The sequence below is a fragment of the Chthonomonas sp. genome, assembly GCF_035294505.1.
GTDB lineage: Bacteria > Armatimonadota > Chthonomonadetes > Chthonomonadales > Chthonomonadaceae > Chthonomonas.
The window spans coordinates 1-4,644 of record NZ_DATGKU010000184.1 but is presented as its reverse complement, the minus strand read 5'-3'; the positions used below and the strand labels follow the sequence as shown (position 1 = coordinate 4,644).

Genomic DNA, 4,644 nt, shown 5'->3' with positions numbered 1-4,644 from the left:
GAGCTTGTAAAAGCTTATGCCGATAGAGAGCAGTTTGCAGGCGGAAGTCGTTTTTGGCAAGCCCTGTGCGAAGAGGCTTTGGCCAACTATCTCTGGCAACACGCCGAACTCCCTCCTAATGGGGTGTTACAGGTAGATGAGCTGACAACCGGCATGCGTCGCTGGATTGATGCCGTTTTGACTACCGTTTAGGAAAAGGAAGAAAGCACCATGGTATCGGACGCCCAGGAAGAACGTCCCGATCCCGACGCGCTGCTCGCCCGCATCAAGGCGGAGGAACCTCAACAACGAGGAAGATTGAAAATCTTCCTTGGCTTTGCCGCGGGTGTTGGCAAAACCTATGAGATGCTTAGCGAGGCGAACCGGCGTAAGCAGCGTGGCCAGGATGTGGTGATCGGCTATGTAGAGACGCACGGTCGCAAGGGCACGGAGGCACAGATAGGCGATCTCGAAATCATCCCGCGCAAAAAGATAGAGTATCGCGGCGGGGTTTTTGAGGAGATGGATACCGAAGCCATTCTGCGCCGCAAGCCACAGTGGGTGGTTGTGGATGAGCTGGCCCATACAAATGTGCCCGGCTCCGAACGGCCTAAACGCTGGCAAGATGTGGAGTATCTACGAGACCACGGCATCAATGTGCTAACCACTCTGAACGTTCAGCATTTGGAAAGTCTCAACGACACGGTTTACGACATCACCGGCATTCGCGTTCGTGAGACCGTTCCCGATAGTCTCCTGCATGATGCCGAGATCGTTATGGTGGACATCACGCCGCGCGCGCTGATCCATCGCCTGGAACGCGGAGAGATATACCATTCCGACAAAATCCAATCCGCCCTTAACAACTGGTTTCGGGAGGGCAACCTGAATGCGCTTCGAGAAATAGCCCTCCGTGAGGTCGCTCAAGAGGTAGACCGCGACTTAAGCGACTATCGAAAAGAGCGACGCATCAAGAAAACCTGGGCAACGAAAGATCGCATTATGGTGTGTATTGCCCCTGAGTTGGCCTCTATGCGGCTGCTGCGCCGCGGATGGCGCATTGCCCAAAGACTCGATGCGGACATCGTAGCGGTCTACGTGGAGAATCGGCCCCTCACACCCGAACAGCAAGAGCAGTTTCGCAGCGTTTTAGCGCTTGCCGATCAGCTCAAAATCCCTGTTGTTACCCTTCACGGTGAAGTGGCCGATCAGCTAATCGCCTATGCCAAAGAGCACCAAATTACGCAGCTTGTGATCGGCCATTCTAGCCGTTCACGCCTCCAAGAGTTTCTCAAGGGTTCCATTATTCATCGGCTCACCCAAGAGTTGCGCAACATAGACATCCTCATCGTCGCTCCGCCGGAGGAAGAACAGGTCTAACTTTCGTTTTCGGGTTTTTGAGAGGGCGATTCGAGCGACGGTAGATGCGAATGGGCATGTTCACCGGAATGATAGTGCGGGTGCGAGTGGACGATATTGCCATGCCGATGCATATGTTCATGAATGAGGTTTACACGGTAGAGAAGGTCGAGGTTGTCAAAAAGCTGGGCGGCGGGGATATCCGCTGCAAGCGTATGGTCTTCGGCCATAATGAGAGCACGCTGAGCGATCTCCGGAACGAGATGGAGGTCGTGGGTGCTTATGATCAGGGTTTTACCGGCCTGATGAAGCGCATGAAGCAGTTCCAAAAACCTCACTTGAGATCGCGGATCGAGGCCGGTGGTCGGCTCGTCGAGCAGAAGCACGTCGGGGTTGGTGGCCAAAACGCAACCTAGGGCGACACGTCGCTTCTCTCCGTGAGATAGGAGAAAAGGCGGACGATCCAGCAGCGACTCCACGTTAACAAGGCGCGCCACATCGTGCACACGCTGTAGAACCTCCTCGTATGGCAGACCAAGATGAAGCGGCCCGAAAGCCAGCTCCTCGCGCACGGTGGCGGAGAACAGTTGGGCGTCGGCGTTTTGAAACACGAAGCCTACGCGCCGTCGAAACCGATGGGCATTGCGCTCCACATTGAGAAAGGCTTCGGTTAACGGCTCGCCAAAGGCAAGCACTTCACCCTCTTGCGCAAAAAGCAGCCCTCCAAGCAGTTTTAGAAGGGTAGACTTCCCGCAGCCGTTGGCACCCAATATCGCCACGTTTTCCCCTGTGCGAAACTCTACAGAGATATTTGAAAGCGCCGGGGTCTCTGGATTGTAGCGATAGCTCACCTGTTTCAAAACAAACACGTTGGCCAGCGAAGAGGCGACGGAAGATGGTGTCTCAGGTCGTTCCATTAAAAGTGACGCCCTCCTAGGAATGTAAAGCCCATAACCAAGAATACGGCCAGAAGAAACAGGATGTCGGCGAAACGCCAATGCAAAGTGCGTAGTACGTGCACATTACCGGTATAGCCTCGTGCGATCATGGCATCGTGCACTTCATCGGACAGATAGAGAGTTTTCGCAAAAAGCGTTCCGATGCTCACCCCAGTAAACCGACGCGCCTCGGCATCCTCTACACGGCCGACCTGCCGGCTCCTTCGGGCTGTAAACATCTCGTCGGCGGCCTGCATCAGCACGGTGAGGTAACGATGGGCCATCCCTAAAACCAGCACAAAGATTCGGGGCATCTTTAGACATTGCAGGGCATAGAGTAGGTCTCGCCAGCGTGTGGTAAGCGGAAGAAGCGCGGCAAAAGAGACGGCAGTGCCCACGCGCAGTGCCAGCAGCATCACGCTTTGTATTCCGGCGGTGGTGAGGCAGAGGAATGGATGATGCCACAGCACCAACAGAGCGCGTCCCGGTGTTACGATGTTGAGGGCCGAAGGCAAGGCTACAAGCAGCACGAAGACCGGGGCCGTAAGCCAGACCCGTTTAAGGAAGGCGGAGAGGGAAAGTCGAGAGGTTTGCGCCAAAACGAGGGCCAATAGAGTTAGCCCTATAAGAGGCACAAAATGCGTTTGGAGTGTTGCCAAGACGGCCAGCAGCAGCAACCCAATGAGACGGGCACGAGGATCGAACTGCTGTAAAAAGCCTTTACGCGCGGCGCTCTCCTCTGCTCGAAGGGTTATTGTGGCACCGGCAGCAAGCTCGGCGAGGGTTCGTTCCAAAAAAGGCGAACTTTTGCGTTCTGTACCGTTCTCTGCAGCCTTTGGTAGGGTGGAGTTTGTTGTGAGCCACGGCGGTAGCGAGGATGAACCCGTTAAGGAGAATGAGGGCGAGATAGGCTGGCGTTGGTGCTGCTCCTCATGGCGCATCCAGAGACGGCCGGTCAACAGAAGAAGTCCCGCTATGGCGGCGGTGCCCAAGAAGCCGGCAGTTATATAGCCCCAGATGTTCATGCCGGTCTCCGGCTGAGCGTAATCGGGTAAAAGTCCGTGGTAGCCTTTTTCGAACCGTGCCATGCCCGGCGGCACATAGCCCGGCCTTCGCAACAGGTGTTCTATCTGCGTTTTAATCTCCTCTGCGCCCCACTCTCCAAAGGCGCTTCCGTTCGCTAAAAGCCCTAAAGGAGAGAGCAGAACCATCAGCAACAAGATAATAACCGCCCATCGCGTCTGCACACCGCTGCGCGCTAAGGCGCTCTCTCCTGTGTTGTACAGAGGATGACCGGCAATTTGCAGGTAGCGGACGGCGAACGTGGTGACGATGGCTTCTGCCGGACCGGCTACCAGGAGGTGCGCCGCCAGCATGGCCGGCACGGAGATGTCGAGGCCAAAGGGAAAATAGAGTGCACGCCCGTCTGGAGTATGAAAAAGAAGCGGTTGCAGACCCAGCAAAACGCCCACTACGGCTGCGGCCGCGTTGATGCCACAGTAGGCGCCCAATCCGGCACAGATGGCGCGCCAGAGAGCGTTGCTGGGGGAGCGTCCGGCCAGCAGCCGATAGACGAAATAGCCCACAAAAGGCAGCACGAAGGCCATGGTAAAGCAGTTGGCTCCATAGGCCAACAGACCGCCATCACCGAACAGAAGCGCTTGAATGGCCAAGGCCACAGAGACCCCAATGCAAGCTGCCCAAGGCCCCAGCATTACCGCAAGCAGGGTGCCAGCTACCGGATGCGCCGTTGTCCCCCCGGGTGCAGGCACATTAAACAGCATCACCGTAAAGCTAAACGCTGCACCCAGTGCGAGCAGCGGTGTTTGACGTAGCCCCACCTCCTTTCGCACGCGCCTGCCGGCGGTTACCCAAACGGGCACCATCGCCGTGGCCATGACCGCACAGGTGGAGGGGCTAATGACCCCATCAGGAATATGCATTGTGGCGCACCCCTTCTCTTGGCCTTGCCGTTCATGTTACACCCAAACGCCTAAAGTTGTCTAGAGCTGCCCTTAGCACGCTTCTGCAACTTTCCTTTCATTTGGTTTTCCAGCCCCATCCGCCGATCTGGATGATAGGAGAACCAATAAGTGAACTCCCGGTTTCATCTGACGAACCATTCCTTAGTTAACCCCTCCAAAATCTGAGTGTTGAGATGCAATCTTGCTTCCCCAGCTTAGCTTACTTTGCTAGCTTGCTCTAAAACTGGAAACTACCCATAATAGCCCCCTTTCTCCCGAATCGGGGGGAAGGCCGGGATAGGGGGCGAGCAAGATAGGGTTATTCAATGAATTGGCTCTAGAACCACAAGATTGACTGTCTTAACAGCCCTTTCCCCTTCAGAACTGATGTGAACTGAAACTTA

General features: G+C 55.7%; 4 protein-coding genes. 2 read left to right on the top strand and 2 right to left on the bottom strand.

The genetic code is table 11. The annotated features are described in order from the left end of the window. Together VKV18_RS11390 and VKV18_RS11385 are read left to right on the top strand one after the other, a co-directional pair. A partial coding sequence (locus VKV18_RS11390; RefSeq protein WP_324204327.1) for a hypothetical protein occupies positions 1-192 on the top strand: 192 nt, incomplete at its 5' end. An 18-nt stretch (positions 193-210) separates the two neighbouring features. Beyond that, positions 211-1,359 carry a universal stress protein gene (locus VKV18_RS11385; RefSeq protein WP_324204326.1) on the top strand — a complete coding sequence of 383 codons (1,149 nt, stop codon included), beginning with the start codon at positions 211-213 and terminating at the stop codon, positions 1,357-1,359. Here the strand turns inward: VKV18_RS11385 and VKV18_RS11380 are convergent. After that, on the bottom strand, positions 1,356-2,255 hold the full coding sequence (locus VKV18_RS11380; RefSeq protein ID WP_324204325.1) for an ABC transporter ATP-binding protein: 900 nt from the start codon (positions 2,253-2,255) through the stop codon (positions 1,356-1,358). The genes VKV18_RS11385 and VKV18_RS11380 overlap by 4 nt on opposite strands. After that, complete coding sequence (gene cbiM / locus VKV18_RS11375; protein WP_324204324.1) at positions 2,255-4,219, bottom strand: cobalt transporter CbiM; 1,965 nt, start codon at positions 4,217-4,219, stop codon at positions 2,255-2,257. The genes VKV18_RS11380 and cbiM overlap by 1 nt, the downstream gene beginning before the upstream one ends. Between the last annotated feature and the right edge of the window lie 425 nt (positions 4,220-4,644).